Here is a 17,728-nt window from a genome sequence, read left to right on the forward strand (position 1 = left end):
CGGATGAGAACCAAGTCGATGTTAAAAACGCTTCCCATAAATCGTGAGCTGACGACGGCCGATATCGACCGCCTGTGCGTCTTTGGCGAGCGTTTCGACCGACTGATGACCCTGGAAGTCCGCCCGCTTACGGGCGGGCTTCCCGCCGGCATCGTTGTTCCGACCTATCTGGCCTGTCGGGAAGCCCAGGGCGAGCCGTCCTCGACGCTGGCTGCGCGCAAGCTGTTGGCAGTGGTACAGCCGGGCTCCAATGTCATTGTCGCGACAGGCGCCGGCGTTTCACCGAAGCTTCCCTTCGGTGAAACCGATGGTCCACCGGGCGCTGTGGCGCTCGCCCGAAGCCTGGCTCTTGGTTTTGGCGCGAACGTGACCCTTATCGCCCAGGAAGAACACATGCCTGCTGTCGATGCCTGTGTCCGCGTCATAGAAGACCTGGCTCAATCGAGGGGCTCGATTTCGACGGCGATCTTCCCGAAGGGTGGTGCAGAGGGTCTTGTCGCTGCAGCGAACATCTTTGATCGGCAACGGCCGACGGCGGTAATTTTCGTCGAACGTGATGGCCCTAATGAGGCGGGACACTATCACGGCGTTCGTGGCGACCGCCGCCCCCCGGAAACCGTTGCCGATGTCTACCGTCTCGCTGACGAAGCCAAGAGGCGCAAAATTTTGACGATCGGGGTTGGCGACGGCGGAAACGAAATCGGCTTTGGAAAAATTCGCGACGCGGTCGCCGCGCTTCTTCCACGGGGCGGTCGCTCCCAGCCCGACGAAACAGGCGTCGTGACCGTCACCGAGACCGACGTTCTCGTTAGCGCATCCGTCTCCAATTGGGGAGCTTATGCCATCTCTGGCTCGCTTGCCATTACGCTAGGCGACGAGAATCTCGCCCATAGCGGGGACAGGGAGCACGCATTTATCGTCGCTTGCATCGCAGCCGGCGCTCTCGATGGTGCAACCGCCCGCCCGGCACTTGCGGTCGATGGTATCGACTGGCGCGGACATTCAGGTGTCGCCGAGTTGATGCGTAGTATTGCGATCTCCGCCAATTCGAAATCCGAAATCACAAATGCGGTCGCAGCATCCGCCGAGCCGGACCTGCCGATACTGTCGGTGCTCGGCGCTGCCCAGGCCAATGGGGGGTACCACCTATGAATGCATCTACGCAAAAAAGCGAAAATCCATCCGTTCGCAGGGACGCGTTCGGCAATGAAGTCGATCCCGTGGTCGGCTTCGCGCGCGGGCGGATCATCACGTCCAGCATCGAAGAGGCCAAGCGACTTCGTAACGGTCAAGCCGCGGCCGCAAGGCGGGTTCGCGAACTTGGGCCGCGCTCGATCGGAGTTTTTACCGGCAACCAGCGTGATTTTCCGGTGCGCCCGGAAGATATCGCAACGAATTGTGAGGAATGGGTCGGCCCCGGCCTCTATGCCGAGGAACTGCGCACGGTTGCCATCGAACACCTGGGCGGTCGCGATGACGATGGATGTGCCATATTCAACAGGACCAGCGCAGGGATCGTAGCGACGATCGCTGCGCTCGCCGGCGGAAAAGCTGTTCTGTCGGTCGTGCCCGCCGGCGATCGATCGCATGCTTCGGTCGTGCGCGGAAGCGCGCTTGCCGGAGTCGAGCTGAGAGAAGTCACCGCGGATAAGGACTGGCGCAGCCACATCGGGGATTGCGGCCTCGTCATAATCACCACGGTTACCAGCGCTCTGGCACGTCTGGATGACACACTTGCGATCGCGGTTGTCGAGGAAGCGCGCAAGGCTGGAGCGATCGTCCTCCTCGATGAAGCCTATGGCGCTCGCCTTCGTCCGGTGCTGCATGGTGGAAAAAAATCCCTTGCCCTCGGTGCTGACCTTGCCATCACCAATTGCGACAAGGCCGGCTTGTCGGGACCGCGCGCCGGCGTCCTCGTCGGACGCCCGGGCCTCGTGATGGCCGCCGCTGCCAAATCCGCGGAATACGGCATGGAAGCGCGTGCGCCCATCGCCGCCGCCGTACTCCGCTCCCTTCAAAAGTTCGATCCCGATCACCTGACCCAGGAAGCGGCTGCCGGTCAAGAGCTCGCCACAGCACTCGAGGCCAGCATGGGCGAGGGGGTTGTTCGGCGCAGCGACCTCGGCCCAATGGTCGATGAGAACGCCGTGCTTACGGTCATTCTTGAACGCGCATCGGTCCCGGCAAACGAAATCCGTATCGTGCCCTCCGAAGCGACATCGGCGCTTGGCATGTTGCTTCTGACGGACCACGGCATCTTGACGGTCAACACGCACGGGCAGCCCGGCGCGCGCGTCTCGCTCCGCCTGAAGCCCACGCTTGACGCACTTGCAAGCGTCGGCGGCGTCAGCGCTGTCGTGTACGCGGTCGACGCCTGTATCTCAAAGGTCGCCGCGATCATCACGGATGAAGGCGCCATGAGGAAACTGATCCTGGGAGACTTCGCATGACCGTCTCGAACTTCAGCGCAATCGACGAGCGCCTGGACCGGCTCGTCAATCTTGATCTTGGCGGGCGCGGGGTGGAACATCTTTATGCCGCCGCCCGTCAATTGCTCGGGACATCGCCGGTTGGTGCGGCCGCCGACAAACTTGCGGCGTTGAAGCCCGAGGATGTGGTGGTCGTCACTACCGGATCGGTATCACGCGCCTGGATCTCTCCGAAGATCGGCGAAAACGATGGCCCGGCAGGTTTGGCAGCGGTCGTGCGTGCCATCAGCCTTTCGCGAAGGGCGCTGTGTGTCGTGCTCACGGAAAAGACATTGATAGAACCAATCGGCAAGTTGCTGACGGCCGCTGGCGTCACCGTTGTTCCAGTGGAGCAGGGTAGGATCGCCGCGCGCGACAAAAGCCTTGCCGTTGTATCGATACTACCGTTCACGACCAGGGACGAGGATGCACCTGCGGAAGCCTCGCGGATCCTGGACGAACTGAAACCTGTGCTGCTTTTCTCGACCGAGCGTGTCGGTCGAAATGCCGACGGCATCTATTGCAGCATGCGCGGTATTGATTACGGCATGGACCGGGCTCGCATCGACTATGTGTTCGACGAGGCTATCGAGCGCGGCCTTCCGACCGTTGCGGTCGGCGACGGCGGCAACGAGATCGGCATGGGAGCCGTCGCGGATGCCGTTCGGGCGCATGTCCGTTTCGGCGATGCCCGCCCCGAAGGCGGTGCCGGTATCGGCGCGATGACGGGCTCCGGCATTCTCGTTACCGCGGCGGTCTCGAACTGGGGCTGCTATGCGATTGTTGGCGCTCTTGCCGCGCGCCTGAAGGACGCCCGGCTTATCCACTCGCCCGACATGGAGGCGACGCTTCTCAGGCGTGGCGTCGATATCGGCCTGATCAACTCGGTCGACGGACTGATCGACGCGAATGTCGATGGCATACCGCTTTCCACCCATCTTGCGATTTCCGAGATCATCGAGGGCATCGTCAGACCAGCACTGCGCTGATCGCGCAGGTGCCATCCAAGCAAAGGGGAATGAACATGAAAAACGGACTTCTTTCCAAACTGCGTTGCGTCATTGCAGGCGCGTTCGCAGCCGTGACACTCGCAGGAGCAGCCCAAGCCCAGGAAGCCTCGCGTCTCGATGAAATTCTGTCGCGCGGCAAGCTGATCGTCGGGGTGTCGAGCGAATCTCCGCCGTTCGGTTTCGTCGATGAAAAGGGCGAACTCGTTGGCTTCGACATCGACATCGCCAAGCTGATCGCGAAAGCGACCTTCGGCGATGAAACCAAAGTGGAGTTTGTTCGCCAGAGCGCCGCACAACGCTGGCCGAACGCCCAGAACGGCACGATTGACTTCGGTGCGCAGACGACCAGTATCTACGCGGACCGCGCGCAGAAGGTCGCTTTCACGCGCAGCTACATCGATGGCGGCGTGGTGATGATCGTGCGCAGCGACTCTCCCTTCCAGACGCTGGCCGACTTCAACAAATCCGATGTCACGATCGCCAACCTGACGACGCCGACGCAGGAAGAGCGCGCCAAGCGTCTGTTCCCGGAGGCACAGATCGCGACCTTCGACGGTATCGCGGCGCAGTTCAATGCCGTGAAGCTGGGACGCGCAAGCGGAGCGCAGCTGGATGGCCCGGTCGCCGCCTGGTACGTCAAGCAGAACCCTGACATGCGTATCGTCGAAGAACGCCTTACGGACGTCGTGAACACCGGTCTGTTCATGAAGCCGGGAGACTTCCGCCTCTGGCAGTATCTTGATCTCAACGTCAGCGAAATGACGGGCGGCTACCTTTTTGCCGACTACAGCAAGATCTACGAGAAGTGGTTCGGCACCAAGCCGCTGAATGCCAAGTGGTATCTCAATCAGCCGAAGCAGTAATCAGCCTCTGGGTTCAATAAAAAAGGGGAACTCCATTGGATGCGTTCATAATCTTCTTCACACGATATTTGCCGGCGTTTGCCGATGGCTTCCTCATTACGACATGGGTGGCGGCTCTTGCCGCCCCCGCAGCCATGCTCTGGGCGTTTGTCCTGATCGTTCCTCGGCTCGCGCGCTGGACATGGCTGACGCGTGTTGTCAGCGCCTATGTGGAGATCATGCGCAACTCGCCCCTGCTGGTGCAGATGTATCTTCTGTATTTCGGCCTGCCGCTCGTCGGCATATTCTGGAGCAGCATTGCCTGCGGCGTTATTGCGATCGCCCTTCAGCACGGCGCTTTCCTTTCGGAGATCCTGCGGTCTGGCATCCAGTCTCTCAGCCAGCGGCAGTGGGAGGCAGGCAGCGCGATCGGCATGCGCAGATCTGCGGTCATCCGGCTCGTCATCCTGCCGCAGGCCTTCATCAAGGTTCTTCCGGCGCTCGGCAACCAGTTGATCGTGCTCGTCAAGGATACCTCGCTGGTTTCCGCGATCGGCGTGATGGATCTTACCCTGACCGGCAAGATGACGATCGAGCGTTCGGGCGCGTCCTTCGAAGCGTTCATCGCCGTCGCCATGTTCTACCTCATCCTCACCAGCGCGCTCGGTCTGATGCTTCGCATCATCGAGGCTCGTGCAGCCCGGAGGTATGGCTGATGTTTTACGTCCTTCAATCCAATTTGCCCTATCTGCTGCAAGGGGCGATTTACACCGTGATCCTGTCCGTAATCGTCGTTTCTTGCGGTACAGTCCTCGGCGTCGGGATCGGCGTTCTTGCTGCCGTCGGCGGAAAACTCCTCCGCTCGGTCATCACGACCTACATATTCGTGTTCCGGGGCATTCCGGTGCTGGTCGTGATGTTTCTCGGCTTCTACAGCTTTCCGGCTCTTGGCCTTAGATTGGATGCCTATACCGCGGTGGCAATCTCCATGATCGTCTATGTCGGCGCCTTCGTGGCCGAGGCGACACGTGGCGCCATCGCAGCTGTGCCCGCAGGCCAGATGGAGGCCGCGAAAAGCATTGGCATGCACAGGGGGACGATCATGCGGGAGATCATCCTGCCGCAGGCGATGCGCCTACTGATCGCGCCGGTGCTCAACATCTCCCTTATGGCTATCAAGCAGACCTCTTATGCCTCCATCGTCGGAGCCTGGGAACTTTCGTTCGCGGCCCGCGAGGTCGTGGAGCGCACGCTTGCTGCGTTCCAGATCTTCCTCGGCGTCATGATCATCTATTTCATCATCTGCTACCCGCTTTCGCTCGCCGCACGTGCACTCGAAAAGCGCCTGGCCTTCGATCACTAAGGAGCTCAACATGAACAAGGCTGCCGCCCTTCCGCCTCAGAGCGACGAAATCGTTGCGATCAGAGGCCTCCGCAAATCCTATGGAAAGCTGGAAGTTCTCAAAGGCATCGACATTTCCGTCAGGCGCGGCGAGGTCGTCGTCGTTCTAGGCCCCAGCGGTTCCGGTAAATCGACGATGCTGCGTTGTGTCAATTTCCTAGAGACCTTCGAACACGGAACCATCGCTGTCGAAGGACGCCTGGTGGGCTACAAGACGGTCACTGGTGCCCGCAAGCCCGTCAGAGAAGCTGAAAACGCCAGCCTTCGAGAGCATGTCGGCATGGTATTCCAGAGCTACAACCTCTTTCCGCATCGCACCGTTCTTCAGAACGTGATGATGGGCCCGGTGAAGGTGAAGGGCATCGCTGCCGCGAAGGCCCGTGACATCGCGATGCGGCTGCTCGGCAAGGTCGGCATGGACCACAAGGCCGACGCCTATCCGGGGCGACTTTCGGGTGGTCAGCAGCAGCGTGTTGCCATCGCTCGTGCGCTCGCTATGGAACCGTCCGTCATGCTCTTCGATGAGGTGACGTCGGCGCTCGATCCCGAACTTGTCGGCGAAGTCCTGAGGGTCATGCGCGAACTGGCAGAAGAAGGGATGACGATGATCGTCGTCACCCATGAAATGGGCTTTGCGCGCGGTGTCGCCGATCGTGTCGTCTTCATGGATGGCGGCGTGGTCGTCGAAGAGGGGCCGCCGGGCGATATCATGGTCAACCCGAAAACAGACCGCTTCCGTGGGTTCCTGTCCCGCCACCTTTCCGAGGAAGGTGGAACGTCGTCATGACAAGCACGCTATCTCAAGCTCATTACGCTGCCAGCTTTGGTATTTCTCGCTCAACCAATCGCAGGAATCGTTGGCTGCGTGCCCTCGCAACCAACCTGCACCAGAAAACTTTTTTGTTTCAATCAGTTAAGGCTGTTGAATCTGGCGCAACATTCGACGGCTTAATAAAATCAATGACTTACAGACGTAGGTGCAAATCACAAGTGCTCATCCCGCAACCACTTAAGATGCGGGCATCGGCTTTCCATGCACATTCGGCTTCGAGACCTCTCTGCGGCTCCACCTCCGCCAGCCCATGCACTACAAACGCCGTGAAGGCTGATGCCCGTGCTTCTCTCCGCACCCGCCATTCGTCCGACTGCTGGTCGCGGTCCAGGAGGTACCAACGCGGAGGATTACGGCAGGTCTGCAACGGCTCCGGTGGTCGCCGCTCAAATTGTGGATCTCGTGCAAAGAGGGTGGAGCCGTTATCACGGGCTTCAACACCTAAACGACAGTCAATACAAGGAATTGGCTACGAATAACCGGGCGCTAGCGAAGAACGACAATTGCGCGATGACAAGCATGGTCTTAGAACAGTCACACGCAAACGTGCAAAACTAACGGGGGCCCGGTGACCAACGCATCTGAACGACGACGCCTCATGGTCGAGCGCGCGCACAAGATGGGCTACGTTCCGTCGAAGGCGATTGAAGACGAATTCGGTGTCGACAGCTCGACAATCAGACGGGACCTTGCACGCCTCGAAGCCGATGGACTCGTCACGCGCACGCAGGGGGGATTCTTGCCGATCGAGGGCAAGGAGAGCTTTGACTATCCCTATGAGCCGAGACGGCATTTCCGATCATCGGTGAAAGGCCAACTCGGGGAATACGCAGCCAGCCTAGTCAATGATGGCCAGACCGTACTGGTCGATAGCGGCTCAACCACGTGGCATGTGGCCAACAGCCTGAAGTCCAAGCAGAACCTGACCGTCATCACCAACGATCTTCAGATCTCGCTACTGCTCTCCGAATGCAGCAACATCAACCTCCACGTGACAGGAGGCGTGCAGGTCGACACCGTGTATACGCTCGTCGGTCCATACACCGTCGATTATATAAGCAAGATTCATGTCGACATCGCGTTTATCGGAGCGGAGGCCGTCGACGCGGAGCTTGGCGTGACCAACGTCAATGTGATCGAAGTTCCTGTAAAGCAGGCGATGGTCCGTGCAGCCGATTGCGCCGTCCTCGTCGCCGACAGTTCGAAATTCGGAAAAAGATCCTTTGCCAGGGTCTGTGGGATCGACGACCTTTCCGTGCTTGTCACTGACAGCCGCGTCGATCCGGAACAGCGCAAGGCATTCGGCAAAAAGCTCAGGATCGTCGACGTTTGACGTCGTGCGCTGACCGGCAGTCGTTGCCGCTTTCTGCCGCTGATCAAATTGCGTAGGCGACCATCTCTACGAAGCGCTGGCTGCGCCGTCCCGCGCCGCACCACCATCCCGATAACCTCCTTGCCCGCCCACGTGCTGCAGGACCCGGTGTGCTCACTGCTGCCTACTTTCTGCCTCCGCTCGGTCGTGTCACGCGGCCTGATGATGCACGATTCCGTGCAATTGACACTTGACTGCACGGTATCGTGCATGCTTCATAGTCTTATACGATTTCGATCAATCGTTTCGGAGAGGCGAAGTGACCAAAGACAAATTGAAACTCGGGGTAGTCGGCTGCGGGCGCATCGCCCAGGCGGCGCATTTCCCCGCCGTTCAGAAAGCGAAGAACGTTGAGCTCGCTGCTGTTTTCGACCCAAGCGCACTGTTGGCGAGAGGCGCGGGTCTGCGATTGGATGTGCCGGCCTTTACCGAGCAGCAGGAATTTCTTACCGCTGACATCGACGCGGTGCTGATTGCCATTCCCGACCGGTTTCACGTCCCCGTCTCGATCGCAGCGCTTAACGCCGGCAAACATGTTCTCGTCGAAAAGCCGGTGGCTGTGACCGCGGCGGAAGCGGAGACGCTGATCGAAGTCCTCGACAGGACCGGCCTGCAGTTGCAGGTCGGGAGCATGAAGCGCTTTGACCCCGGCATCGCCCGGGCACAGCGCGTGATCGCCGAGGGCGGGATCGGCCGGATCCTCAGCGCGCGATGCTGGTATCGCGTCATGTCGGAACTCCGGCCGCCGGTCGAAGCGACGCTGTTTCCTGCCATGCTGGTTGATCAGGACGTGCGCAACCGGGAGACGGCGCTGAAAGCCGCCAACCGGAAAACCCATCTTCTGGCAACGCATGGCATTCACACCTTCGATCTGATGCGCTTCCTGCTCGGTGACCTCACGGTCTCGGCTGCGACAATGGCCGTAGATGGGGTTGACCATTCGTGGCACGGCATCGCCACCACGGAAGAGGGGGCAGCGGCCTCCTTCGAAATTACCGCAAGTGTTCACGCCGAATGGACCGAAGGCTTCCAGATTTACGGCAGCAAGGGTCATGTCAGCGCAGAAATTCCCTTCCCGTTCTCCCGCGCGGCAAGCCGTGTGCGCATCTTTCGGGCCGATGAATCCAGTTACGAGGAGCCGATTTTCGGCGACACCGATGCCTACAAGCTGCAAACCGAAGCCTTTGCCGCCGCCATCCTTGGTGGCCGCCCGGTCGAGCCGAACGCGCGCGACGGCCTCAAGGCTCTCGAGATCGTCGAGACCGTCAATGCCCTCACCGCTCGCGACGAGCCCGATCAGCGCAAGACTGCGTGAACGACGATGGGCACCACGAAGGCTATCGCCGTCATCGGAAATATTCAGGCCGACCTTGTGCTCCGGCCGGTGGCGGGCTTGCCTCCTCCGGGTGAAGAGCGGTTTGTCGATGACGTCAGCTTCCGCCCCGGCGGAAGCGGCGGTGTAACCGGCATGGTGCTTGCGGCAGCCGGGGCCCCCGTCCGGTTGTTCGGCACACTTGGCGGGGATCAGATCGGCTCGGTGATCCGCTCGATGTTGGCCGACATTGGTGTTCGGACGTCGGATATCCGCGTCATCGATTTGCCGACCAGCATCACGGTGGCGGTCGAAGCTCCGGAGCGCGAACGGTGCTTCCTCACGTCGCGCGGGCATATGGATGCCTTTTCGAAGAGCGATCTAGCGGATGAGGCGCTTGCCGCGCCTATCACGCTTTTAACGGGCTTTTTCACGACGCCTGCGCTTCAAGCCGACGTGGCTGCGCTGGGCGCCCGCGCGCGCGCCAATGGCAGCATCGTGCTTTTCGATCCTGGGTCCGACCAGTTCGGCTGGTCGGACGCAGTGCGCGACACCATCTTCTCGATCCTCAAAGAGTGCGACTGCTTCCTTCCGAACGAAGCGGAGCTTTTGGCTCTGACCGGCGCCGAAGACGTGGCCGACGCCCTGGCAAGACTGCGGGAGCGTTTTGAAGGTGTGCTAATCGTAAAGATGGGCGCGAAGGGGTGTCTTGTTTCGGAAAGCGCAGGCAGCCCACCTTTGGCAGTCGTGCCCGCTCCTGTCGAGGCGCCGGATACGACCGGCGCAGGTGACAGTTTCAACGCGGGTTTCGCCCTGGGACTGTCCCGCGGTCGCGATTGGGTAGGGTCGGCGCATCTTGCGAGCGCGCTTGCTTCACAGATCCTCAGACAGCCGGCCTGGCGCCGCTATCTCACGCCTCAGGATATCGAGAAACTTGACCTCTCACGGGATCAGGCTACCCGGGCCGCCCATGAATCAATAGGTGTGTCGTGCATGTGAAACGCGGACTGCTCCTGCGGTCCGCCCTCCCGGGGGGATGGCGCTGCAACTGTTGCGCCATCCCTTCGCAAGTACAGCGAACGTGAAACGCGAAAGGTGGACTGAACCTTGAATACCGCCTGGATACCACGCCAAGCATGGCTACTTGCCCTGCCGCTCATGGCCGTGATGGTGACTGTGATCGGTTACCCGCTGTTCGACACCATCAGGCTGTCGCTGACGGATGCGCGTTTGATCGGCAGCACCGGCAATTTCGTCGGGCTCAACAATTTTGCCAAGCTCGTATCGCGTCCTGATTTTCTCCAGGCACTCTCAACGACAGCGATCTTCACCGTGGTTTCGGTGAGCGCCGAGATCGTCTTAGGGGTCTTGACCGCGCTCCTGCTGCAGCAACGCTTTGTCGGCCGCACGCTGTTGCGGGCGCTGATGATCCTGCCCTGGGCGCTGCCGACAGTCGTCAACGCGATGTTGTGGCGGTTGATCTATAATCCCGAATACGGCGCGCTTAACGCGGCACTGACACAAATCGGCCTGCTGGAAGGCTACCAATCGTGGCTCGGTCAACCGCAGTCGGCAATCTGGGCAATCATCGTCGCCGACGTCTGGAAGAACTTCTCACTCGTCGCCTTGATCTCCCTTGCAGCACTTCAGGCCGTGCCGCGCGACGTGCAGGCGGCCGCGCTGATCGATGGAGCAGGCATTGTCCAGCGCTTCCGCTATGTTACGCTACCTTACCTGGCCGGACCATTGATGGTCGCTGTTGTGCTGCGCACGATCGAGGCGTTCAAGGTGTTCGACATCGTCTGGGTTCTGACCCGGGGCGGACCGGCCAACTCGACGCGGACGCTCTCGCTCCTCGTCTACCAGGAAGCATTCGCCTTCCAAAGGGCCGGATCGGGGGCGTCGCTTGCCCTTATCGTCACTCTGATAATCACCCTGCTCGCCGTGTTCTATGCCCGCCTGGTACGGCGCACCGAGGAGATGAAGTAATGGAGCGGCGTTCGACCACAGCAACCATCTTCACCTATGTCGCCGCGATCGCCGTGTTTCTGATCGTGCTGTTGCCATTCGTCTGGTTGGTTGTCATGAGTCTCTCGCCGGCCGAGGCCCTCACGCAAAAGCCGCTCCGGTGGTGGCCTTCTGAGATGGATTTTAGCAACTACCGGCAGCTGCTCGACTATACAGAGGGCAAGGGGCGCGACTTCCTGTCGGCGCTTTTCAACAGTCTGAGGGTCTCGGGCCTCGCGACCCTTCTGGCGCTTGTCATCGCCATTCCTGCCGCCTGGGTGGTCTCGCGCGTCAAATCCATGGGCTGGTCTCTGAGCCTCGTGGTGCTGCTTTACATGCTGCCGCCGGTCGCCCTGGCCGTACCCCTCTACATGGTGCTCGCCCGCATCGGCCTGCTCAACTCTGTCTATGGTCTTGCAGCAATTTACCTGGCGATCCTCGCCCCGTTCACGACGTGGCTGATCAAGTCTGGCTTCGATGCTCTCCCCGGAGAAATCGAGAGCGCCGCTTCCATGGATGGCGCCCGGCTCGACCAGATGCTGCGACTGATCAGCATTCCGCTGATTGCGCCGATTGTCGCGACAGCTGCGATATTCGCACTGCTCCTGGCATGGGACGAATTCTTCTACGCCCTGCTGTTCACCTCCGGGGTCCAAGCAAAGACGGTCACGGTTGCGATCGCAGAAATTTCCGGCGGGAGAGAGACAAATTATGGGGCAATCGCCGCAGCTGGCGTCATCGCTGCCCTCCCGCCGGTCTTCATCGGCCTCATCCTGCAAAAGGCACTGATCTCCGGGCTCACTCAGGGCGGGGTCAAGGGATGAGCCATTCAAAAACAGTTTCAATCGTTTTCGGGAGGATCGATGGGCGCGCTAGAGATTAGCCAGATCAGGAAGGAATATGGAATTCTCCAGGTTCTCAAGGGCGTCGACATCGCCCTCGATGACGGGGGCTTCCTGGTCCTCCTTGGATCGTCGGGATGCGGGAAGTCAACGCTGCTGAGTATCATTGCCGGACTTGCCGAGCCGACATCCGGCGACGTGCTTCTGGATGGAAAATCGATTGTCGGCGTTCATCCCAAAGACCGGGACATCGCAATGGTGTTTCAGTCCTATGCCCTTTACCCGAACCTGTCCGTCGCTCGGAACATCGCTTTTCCTCTGGAGATGCGCAAGGTTCCAAGGGCAGATCAGGAAAGGGCGGTGGCTGAGGTGGCAAAGCTTCTTCGGATCGAGAGTCTTCTCGATCGCAAGCCCGCTCAGCTGTCGGGCGGGCAACGCCAACGCGTTGCAATTGGTCGCGCACTGGTCAGAAAGCCGAAGCTCTTTCTGTTCGACGAGCCACTGTCAAACCTCGACGCGCGCCTCAGGTCGGAGATGCGCCATGAGATCAAGCGGCTACACGGCATTCTTGGAACGACGATCGTCTATGTGACGCACGACCAAGTCGAGGCCATGACGCTGGCGACACAACTGGTCCTGATGCACAATGGCCAGGTTGAACAACAGGGATCCCCCTCGCAGATTTACGATCGACCGCGCACGATGCGGGTTGCCGACTTCGTCGGGTCGCCGCCGATGAATTTCATTTCCGGAAAGGTGTCGAACGGCCGCTTCCGCGGTGAGACATGTCCGATCGAGTTCGACTACAAGGGTCCCGACGGCGCATGCGAGATTGTGATGGGCATCCGCCCTGAGGCGATCGGCGTCGCCATCAGCGGCCAAGCGTCTGCAATCGAGATTGCCGCCGACGTCAACCTGGTCGAACTGACCGGTCCGGAACAGCTCATCTCAACACGAGTCGGAGGTCAGGAATTGGTCCTCACGGCACCCTCGGGCGTCGACGTAAGTCCGGGGCAGAGCATCCGGCTCAGCATTGCTCCAGAGAGCCTGCACTTTTTCGAGGCGTCGCAGGGAATGCGACTGTAGCTCCTGAATCGAGCCTGAAATCAAAAGGGACCATCGCCAAGCTTGGCAGAAGACGGAACGCATCCATGCTGAAAACAATATCCGTGATCGGCAATGTCGCTGCCGATATTGTCTCGAGAGCCGTCGATGCGTGGCCCGAGCCCGGCATGGAGGTGCTGGTCGAAACGGTCTGCTTCCGCACCGGCGGAGCCGCCGGAACGACAGCAGCCGTCCTGGCCTCGATGGGTGCGCCCGTGCAACTCCACGCGACGATCGGAGATGACGTCGTCGGCCGTGCGGTGAAAACCGGCCTTGCAGAGGCTGGCGTCGATCTCTCGTACCTGAAAATCGTGTCAAGACTCCCGACGACGATCTCGCTTGCATTCGAGTCCGATGCCAAGGACCGAAGCTTCATATCGGCGCGCGGCCACCTGGAGCATTTTTCGTTTGACGATATTGACCCCGCAGCCTACGGGGCCGACCTTGTGCTCCTCACCGGCTACTTCACCATGCCTGCGCTTCAGGCAAGCACGCTGCGACAACTCGATCGGATCAAATCTCGCGGCTCGCTCAGCTTCTTTGATCCGGGATCCGATCCATTCGGATGGTCCCCGGCCGTCGTGGCGGATTTGAAGTCCTATCTCCCGGTCGTCGACTGCTTCGTTCCCAATGCCCAGGAACTGCTGGCAATCGCCGACCTGAGCAATATCGACGACGCATTGGAGCATGTCAGCAAGCTGTGTGGCGGCTGGCTTATTGCCAAGCTCGGCAAGGACGGATGTGCGGGCGTGGGACCAAACGGAGAGTTCTTCCGTCATGCCATTGAGCCGGTTCCGTCCGCGGACACGACGGGCGCCGGCGACAGTTTCAATGCCGGGCTGCTGTTTGGACTGGCAAGCGGCATGGATTGGTCGGAAGCAGCGCGACTGGGGAGCCGGGTCGCCACCGCGGTCCTCAGAAAGCCGAAAGAGTCGCGAATCCTGTCACCGAAGGAGGCGCTGGCGTTGGTCTGAAGGTTGCCTGCCTCCGTATTTGGCAACTCGCCGCATCCGGGCCACAGAGAAGGCGCGACCGAAAGCGACAACACCCATTGACGGCGGTGCGCGTGAAACTGGCCACACCATAAATCCGGTGTGGAAGGCCAGCAGCAAAAGTGTCGCTCCAAAAATCGGTGCAATAGAAGGGTGCTTAATGCGACAGGAGAGCAGCTGAGCCCGGCACGCTCATGAAAAGGGGGTAGCCGAGGCGGGCCCGGCCAATCGCGGCACCGATGTCAACCAGCCGATGTTTCACGACCGGTTGACGATCAGCTGAGGACCCGAATTACCAACGACGACCCGCTTCAACATTCCCTTTTGCACAATGTCGGCATAGTCGTTGCCGGCTTCGACGTTGCAGATCCAGAAGAAGACGAGCGGTTCATCACCGACATTGATCGAGCGGTGTGCCCAATCAGGAGGGATGGACGAGCAAACGCCGGGCCTCATCTCCAGCGTCTCGATTTGGCTGTCGCGCGACTGCAAGAGAAGCAAGCCGTTGCCAGCTTGCGTATAATAGACCTCCCCCATATCACGCCTCTTATGAAAATGTCCGCGCGTCATGAAGTATTCGCTCCCAACCCGACCCGGCTCGATCGTCGTCGTGCCGAACCAGAGATCGCATCCCTCTTTCCTGTAGGCTCGCACCTGGTAGACGAGGGGATTTCCTTTTTCGGCAACCATTCGCTCCACAGCTTCTCTGTCGGCAAAGACCTGCCTGAGATCGGAGACCCGCTTCTCGTAACGTTCGGTTTCCGTTGCGACGGTGCCCGTCACGGCGTCGATCAAGACATTCTCCGGGATGATCATCTGAAGTCCTTGCGGCAGTCATAATCTCTTGCCGGCATAGCCGAAAGCTGCCAGCGGCGGCGCCGGTTGCGGCAATTGCGCTCTCCTGGCCGCGGGAGCTGATCGTGAACCTGGTGGAGGCTGTATCTACCATCCCGCTACATCGCCGAAGGCGTTTCGCGGCGATGAGTTCCCTATTCGACGCGTGTGACCTTGGCGATGTGCATGGGGGTGCCAACATTCGGCACATGCTTTCTACCGAACTCCAGCATGAAGCGCTGAAGAACCGGCAAAAGGGTGAAGACCGCCGCCATGTCGGAACTCCTGGGCAGCCGGACGGTGACGGCATCTGGTATGGGATCAGCCCCAGAACTATCGAACACCACGACAGGGGAACTGCCTTTGCGAATGGCCGACACCAGTCCTTCAAAACGTTCCCCGCCAAGTTCAGAGGATCGAAGAAGCACGACCCCGCGATCGGCTCCCAGCATTTCCAGCGGACCGTGGCGCATCTGACCGCCTTCGACCGAAAAGGACGGCAGTCTCGCGAGTTCGGCAATTCCGAGCGCCAATCCTTCTGCGAGACCGCGCAATCTGCGTCCGCAAGTGATCACCGCGGACACATTGTCGAGGTGGTCGAGCGCATCGTCAAGAGACACCGAGTGTGTTCTGGCCAGCGCCGCAAGCGCCTGTGTGGGATCAACCCCGAGTTCCGCCAGAACAGCCAGGTGCTGGGCGAAGGCGATCGTGAAACTACGCGTCGCCGCAACCGCGATCTCGGAACCGCCGCAGCCAATCAGAGAGGGAACCCCTCTGGCGAGGGTGGAGTTCCCCTCCATTGTCATGCCGAAGCAGTGCTCTCGTTCGACTGCCTCATTCAGCCACCTGACGGCTTCGGCACTTTCGCCCGATTGGGAGGTCGCGATGACAGTCTTGCCCTTCAGCGGCCGCCCAGAGTCCAGTTGCTCTGAGAAAGTCTGAGCCACCGCGTCGATCCCCAATGTTCGGTAGATTGGCTCGACGGTTCGGCCGACACAGTGGGAGCCACCCATTCCAAGCAGCGCCAACTGACCTGTGACCTGGATTGAAGATGCAATGTCCGCTGCCGCCGCTTTTGCGGCCTCGAAGGAGGCGAGGGCGTCGCTTTTTTGGCGCGCCATTTCGGATTCGATTGCCTGACGCCCGGTCAATTCATTCATGATTGTATCCTTGGTGGAGAATGCGGGGGCCTGCCGTGCGATGGAGCGGCCGATTTTTTGAAGAGTTCTGCCCTATGGTCGCTCGGCGGGGACGAGAAACGAAGCTGATTGCGAAGCAGGGCCGGGACTTGCAGCGGGGCGGGCTCTGCCGCCCCGCCAAGTCTTCAGGGTTGATATGAACTTGCCGCCTCAATCAGCGCCTCGTCCGGAGAGGCTTGATCGAAGAGCGCTCTCTGTATCGCCACCTGTAGAAGCAGCGAAAGTTCCTGATATTTGACAGCCGCCGGTCGCGGATACATCAAGGGCAGGCCGATCTTTGCTGCCGCCACCATCTCCTGCTGACCCTCAACAACGGCGGGGTCGTCGTACGAACTCGCCCAGATCGGAAGGCTGAGCTTGGCGAATTTGTTCTGGGTCGGTTGCGAGGTGAGGAAGGTGATGTATTTCCAGGTCTCTTCCGGGTGCTGGCTCGACTTGGTGATGCCGAGACCCATCGAACCGTTAACCGCCGATGCTGTGCTAATTCCCTCAACGCCTGGGGCGGCAACAACGCCGACCTTGCCGGCAACCTTGCTCTGCTTCGGGTCGTTCGCGAGGTTGAACATGTAGGTCCAATTCAGCGCGAAAGCGGCCTCACCGTCCTGGAAGACGCGGCGTACGTCTTCTTCCAGATATTCGCGGGAGTTCGGGTTGGTCGCGCCGTCCTTGATCGAGGCGGCCATGTAGTCCAGTGCCTTGAGGCCACCGTCACTCTGAAACGCAGGTGCACCCTTTTCATCGAGGAATTTGCCACCAAAGGCAGAAAGCAGAGTGCCATAATCGCAGATGACCGCTTCCGCCTGCGCCCAGCTCCACACGATTGGATGCTGGACAATCCCCTTCTCCTTGATGGCCTTTGCCTGGTTCATGAGCTCTGCCCAGGTTTTTGGAGGCGTGTCGAACCCCGCCTTGGCCAACATCTCCTTGTTGTAAAAAAGATACTTGGTGTCGAGAACCCACGGCATGCCGTAGCGCTGCCCCTTGTACTCGACAGTGGTCCAGGCTCCGGGGAGCACGCCTGCATTCATCTCGGGCGTAATTCGATCGGTGACATCGACGAGAATATCGTTGACGGCAAATTCCGCAGGCCAGATCACGTCGAACAGCACCGCATCGTAGCCGTCGCCCGACCCCTGGGCGAGAACAATCTTGTCGTGAAGTCCCTCATAGGGAACGAATTCCAAGTCGACCGAGATGCTCGGATTCTGCTTCTGGAATTCGTCGGTCATCTCCCGAACGGATTGCTCGTTGTAAGCGGCCTGCGCGATGAAGAGTGCTTTCAGCTTCACATCGGCCGCCGACACTTGAGTGGCCATGACGCCAGTCAGCATCATGGCCCAGGCGAGTAGTCGTTTCATTGGATTGCTCCCCGGTTATTCAGCCGTGAACACGGGTGACCGGTCCACCGCCGAGCGTTTTCAACCGTTCCATCAAATATGCACATAGACGTGCAGTCAAGTCACATAATGCGCGATATCGCGCATTATGTGAGGCCGGAAAAGGTGTGAAATG

Annotated in this window: 17 protein-coding genes; 14 read left to right on the forward strand and 3 right to left on the reverse strand. The window is 60.0% G+C overall.

The genetic code is table 11. The features are described 5' to 3' along the window. The first annotated feature begins 3 nt into the window (after positions 1–3). From SS05631_RS26940 to SS05631_RS27005, 14 genes are all read left to right on the forward strand, one after another. Entirely contained in the window at positions 4–1,152 is a 1,149-nt protein-coding gene (locus tag SS05631_RS26940) for a glutamate cyclase domain-containing protein (RefSeq protein ID WP_245369184.1), read from the forward strand. Next, positions 1,149–2,450, forward strand: a complete 1,302-nt coding sequence (locus tag SS05631_RS26945) for a selenocysteine synthase (protein ID WP_050988384.1) — start codon at positions 1,149–1,151, stop codon at positions 2,448–2,450. Before SS05631_RS26940 ends, SS05631_RS26945 begins: the two co-directional genes overlap by 4 nt. After that, positions 2,447–3,457, forward strand: coding sequence for a glutamate cyclase domain-containing protein (locus SS05631_RS26950; protein ID WP_037426040.1), 1,011 nt, complete (start codon positions 2,447–2,449; stop codon positions 3,455–3,457). Before SS05631_RS26945 ends, SS05631_RS26950 begins: the two co-directional genes overlap by 4 nt. Before the next feature lie 29 nt (positions 3,458–3,486). Further along, positions 3,487–4,341, forward strand: coding sequence for a transporter substrate-binding domain-containing protein (locus tag SS05631_RS26955; protein ID WP_037426043.1), 855 nt, complete (start codon positions 3,487–3,489; stop codon positions 4,339–4,341). Between the two features lie 35 nt (positions 4,342–4,376). Further along, entirely contained in the window at positions 4,377–5,036 is a 660-nt protein-coding gene (locus SS05631_RS26960) for an amino acid ABC transporter permease (RefSeq protein WP_037426046.1), read from the forward strand. After that, a complete protein-coding gene (locus tag SS05631_RS26965; protein WP_037426047.1) occupies positions 5,036–5,683 on the forward strand; it encodes an amino acid ABC transporter permease in 648 nt (215 codons plus the stop codon). The genes SS05631_RS26960 and SS05631_RS26965 overlap by 1 nt, the downstream gene beginning before the upstream one ends. 10 nt (positions 5,684–5,693) lie before the next feature. Continuing rightward, positions 5,694–6,509: an amino acid ABC transporter ATP-binding protein gene (locus SS05631_RS26970; protein ID WP_037426048.1), complete on the forward strand. Its 816-nt coding sequence runs from the start codon at positions 5,694–5,696 to the stop codon at positions 6,507–6,509. A gap of 643 nt (positions 6,510–7,152) precedes the next feature. Continuing rightward, entirely contained in the window at positions 7,153–7,887 is a 735-nt protein-coding gene (locus SS05631_RS26975) for a DeoR/GlpR family DNA-binding transcription regulator (protein ID WP_037426049.1), read from the forward strand. 298 nt (positions 7,888–8,185) lie between these two features. Next, the gene (locus SS05631_RS26980) at positions 8,186–9,241 is read left to right on the forward strand and encodes a Gfo/Idh/MocA family oxidoreductase (RefSeq protein ID WP_037426051.1); all 1,056 of its coding nucleotides are present in this window, start codon (positions 8,186–8,188) and stop codon (positions 9,239–9,241) included. A 6-nt stretch (positions 9,242–9,247) separates the two neighbouring features. Then, complete coding sequence (locus tag SS05631_RS26985; protein ID WP_050988385.1) at positions 9,248–10,237, forward strand: carbohydrate kinase family protein; 990 nt, start codon at positions 9,248–9,250, stop codon at positions 10,235–10,237. A gap of 108 nt (positions 10,238–10,345) precedes the next feature. Beyond that, the gene (locus tag SS05631_RS26990; protein ID WP_037426053.1) at positions 10,346–11,227 is read left to right on the forward strand and encodes a sugar ABC transporter permease; all 882 of its coding nucleotides are present in this window, start codon (positions 10,346–10,348) and stop codon (positions 11,225–11,227) included. Continuing rightward, complete coding sequence (locus SS05631_RS26995) at positions 11,227–12,069, forward strand: carbohydrate ABC transporter permease (RefSeq protein ID WP_037426055.1); 843 nt, start codon at positions 11,227–11,229, stop codon at positions 12,067–12,069. Before SS05631_RS26990 ends, SS05631_RS26995 begins: the two co-directional genes overlap by 1 nt. A gap of 39 nt (positions 12,070–12,108) precedes the next feature. Beyond that, positions 12,109–13,173, forward strand: a complete 1,065-nt coding sequence (locus tag SS05631_RS27000) for an ABC transporter ATP-binding protein (protein ID WP_037426057.1) — start codon at positions 12,109–12,111, stop codon at positions 13,171–13,173. 65 nt (positions 13,174–13,238) lie between these two features. Beyond that, positions 13,239–14,165, forward strand: a complete 927-nt coding sequence (locus SS05631_RS27005) for a carbohydrate kinase family protein (protein WP_050988388.1) — start codon at positions 13,239–13,241, stop codon at positions 14,163–14,165. 276 nt (positions 14,166–14,441) lie between these two features. Here the strand turns inward: SS05631_RS27005 and SS05631_RS27010 are convergent, their stop codons facing one another. The 3 genes from SS05631_RS27010 to SS05631_RS27020 form a co-directional block, all read right to left on the reverse strand. Then, a complete protein-coding gene (locus SS05631_RS27010; RefSeq protein ID WP_037426059.1) occupies positions 14,442–14,999 on the reverse strand; it encodes a glucose-6-phosphate isomerase family protein in 558 nt (185 codons plus the stop codon). A 173-nt stretch (positions 15,000–15,172) separates the two neighbouring features. Continuing rightward, positions 15,173–16,177, reverse strand: coding sequence for an aminotransferase (locus SS05631_RS27015; protein ID WP_037426061.1), 1,005 nt, complete (start codon positions 16,175–16,177; stop codon positions 15,173–15,175). Positions 16,178–16,341: 164 nt separating this feature from the next. Then, positions 16,342–17,574 carry an extracellular solute-binding protein gene (locus SS05631_RS27020; protein ID WP_050988390.1) on the reverse strand — a complete coding sequence of 411 codons (1,233 nt, stop codon included), beginning with the start codon at positions 17,572–17,574 and terminating at the stop codon, positions 16,342–16,344. Between the last annotated feature and the right edge of the window lie 154 nt (positions 17,575–17,728).

The organism is Sinorhizobium sp. CCBAU 05631 (genome assembly GCF_002288505.1).
Taxonomy (GTDB): Bacteria; Pseudomonadota; Alphaproteobacteria; order Rhizobiales; family Rhizobiaceae; genus Sinorhizobium; species Sinorhizobium fredii_C.

Coding starts and splice junctions, on each gene's coding strand:
- SS05631_RS26940 (WP_245369184.1), top strand. CDS start 4: ATGAGAACCAAGTCGATGTTAAAAACGCTTCCCATAAATCGTGAGCTG.
- SS05631_RS26945 (WP_050988384.1), top strand. CDS start 1,149: ATGAATGCATCTACGCAAAAAAGCGAAAATCCATCCGTTCGCAGGGAC.
- SS05631_RS26950 (WP_037426040.1), top strand. CDS start 2,447: ATGACCGTCTCGAACTTCAGCGCAATCGACGAGCGCCTGGACCGGCTC.
- SS05631_RS26955 (WP_037426043.1), top strand. CDS start 3,487: ATGAACATGAAAAACGGACTTCTTTCCAAACTGCGTTGCGTCATTGCA.
- SS05631_RS26965 (WP_037426047.1), top strand. CDS start 5,036: ATGTTTTACGTCCTTCAATCCAATTTGCCCTATCTGCTGCAAGGGGCG.
- SS05631_RS26970 (WP_037426048.1), top strand. CDS start 5,694: ATGAACAAGGCTGCCGCCCTTCCGCCTCAGAGCGACGAAATCGTTGCG.
- SS05631_RS26975 (WP_037426049.1), top strand. CDS start 7,153: ATGGTCGAGCGCGCGCACAAGATGGGCTACGTTCCGTCGAAGGCGATT.
- SS05631_RS26985 (WP_050988385.1), top strand. CDS start 9,248: ATGGGCACCACGAAGGCTATCGCCGTCATCGGAAATATTCAGGCCGAC.
- SS05631_RS26995 (WP_037426055.1), top strand. CDS start 11,227: ATGGAGCGGCGTTCGACCACAGCAACCATCTTCACCTATGTCGCCGCG.
- SS05631_RS27000 (WP_037426057.1), top strand. CDS start 12,109: ATGGGCGCGCTAGAGATTAGCCAGATCAGGAAGGAATATGGAATTCTC.
- SS05631_RS27005 (WP_050988388.1), top strand. CDS start 13,239: ATGCTGAAAACAATATCCGTGATCGGCAATGTCGCTGCCGATATTGTC.
- SS05631_RS27010 (WP_037426059.1), bottom strand. CDS start 14,999: ATGATCATCCCGGAGAATGTCTTGATCGACGCCGTGACGGGCACCGTC.
- SS05631_RS27015 (WP_037426061.1), bottom strand. CDS start 16,177: ATGAATGAATTGACCGGGCGTCAGGCAATCGAATCCGAAATGGCGCGC.
- SS05631_RS27020 (WP_050988390.1), bottom strand. CDS start 17,574: ATGAAACGACTACTCGCCTGGGCCATGATGCTGACTGGCGTCATGGCC.